The organism is Micromonospora sp. NPDC049679 (genome assembly GCF_040659735.1).
Lineage (GTDB): Bacteria > Actinomycetota > Actinomycetes > Mycobacteriales > Micromonosporaceae > Micromonospora_I.
Genome location: NZ_JBFANZ010000090.1, coordinates 1 through 1243 on the forward strand (window position 1 = coordinate 1; position 1243 = coordinate 1243).

Here is a 1243-nt window from a genome sequence, read left to right on the forward strand (position 1 = left end):
CTGGAGCGCTGGCTCGACCTCGGCGGAGCCGATCTCGACGAGCGGGCCGAGCAGGCAACACCGGTTTGCCCCTGACGCCTTACGAAACGGGCCTGGTTTGCAAACGCCTGATTCGCTACGGCCTAGAGCTCGAAGTCGTCGCCGATCGGATGGGCCTCGGTACTGCCTATGTCGATGGCCTGCTGATGCTCGTAGGGGGACCGAAATCTATTCGTGATGCCGTTATCGACGACCGGATCTCGGCCACTGAAGCGGTCAAGCTGCTGAAGACGCATGGCGACAAGGCCGTCGAGGTTCTTGAGCAGATGCTTGCTGCAGCACAGGCCCAGGGCCGGAACAAAGCGACTGCGAAGCACGCGCCTGGCGCAGCAATCAAGCGAGTGGTGAAGAAGCACTCTGACTCGCTCTACCAGGCTGCTAAGACCGTTCGCCAGGATCCTGGCTATACCTCCCTGGCTGTCGAGACTCGGCTGCTGCTCGATGAGCTGCTGCGTACCTCGACAGGGCTGAAAAAGATCTGGCGACTGAGGACTCCGACGCGCCTGAAGAGGAACGACAGCAAGCTTAGGTGCTCGCTGTTTTCACCGTGAAAACTGAAAAACCAACCCAAGGATAACAAGCGATGAAGCGCTTCCTGATTGTTGCTGTAATGTTTCCCATGCTGGCCACTTCGGCTCTGGCGGAATCCGGGTCGAACATCTTTCTGAGCGGTAAGGTGTTCAAAGGGGACGAGGTTGTCGCTTCGTTTGCCGCACCGACTCTTCTGGGGAATACCCTTCCCGTTAAAGACCAGGTCCTCCACAGCTATATCGAAAAAGCTGTAAGCGACGGCAAAAAAACGACGCTGATTCCGGGCAAGCTTGTTACGGGCCTCGATATGTCGATGACTCCGACAGCTGTTGTTGGTGAAAACGTGATCGTCGCCGTAAAAGGCTCGCTGGCTGTGCTGGAGGGGTTCGACAAGGCGCCCCTGGCTGGTACTAATCTGGCGATTGATTTGCCGAAGATGAGCCGAAACGAGTTCAGTCAGTCGTTCGAAATCAAAAAGGGACAGCCCCTGGAGTTCGGTTTCGGAGGGTGCACTCTGGTCGACGGTAATCCGACCAATTGCAGCCATAAGCTGATTCTTGATGCTTCTGCAAACAACTGATTCTGCTAGTGGCCTGGCTTTGCCAGGCCACTGTTTGAGTTCGCGAGGAAAATACTCAGATGGCAAAAAAAAGAAAAACCCCAGCGCAACAGC

Annotated in this window: 2 protein-coding genes; both read left to right on the top strand. The window is 56.1% G+C overall.

Going from position 1 to position 1243, the window contains the following annotated elements:
* A partial coding sequence (locus AB0J06_RS26330; RefSeq protein ID WP_357432356.1) for a hypothetical protein occupies nucleotides 1-590 on the top strand: 590 nt, incomplete at its 5' end.
* A gap of 32 nt (nucleotides 591-622) precedes the next feature.
* The gene (locus AB0J06_RS26335; protein ID WP_009684360.1) at nucleotides 623-1150 is read left to right on the top strand and encodes a hypothetical protein; all 528 of its coding nucleotides are present in this window, start codon (nucleotides 623-625) and stop codon (nucleotides 1148-1150) included.
* Nucleotides 1151-1243: the final 93 nt, after the last annotated feature.

Excerpts from the sequence above, each read along its gene's own strand:
- AB0J06_RS26335 (WP_009684360.1), top strand. The coding sequence starts at position 623 with ATGAAGCGCTTCCTGATTGTTGCTGTAATGTTTCCCATGCTGGCCACT.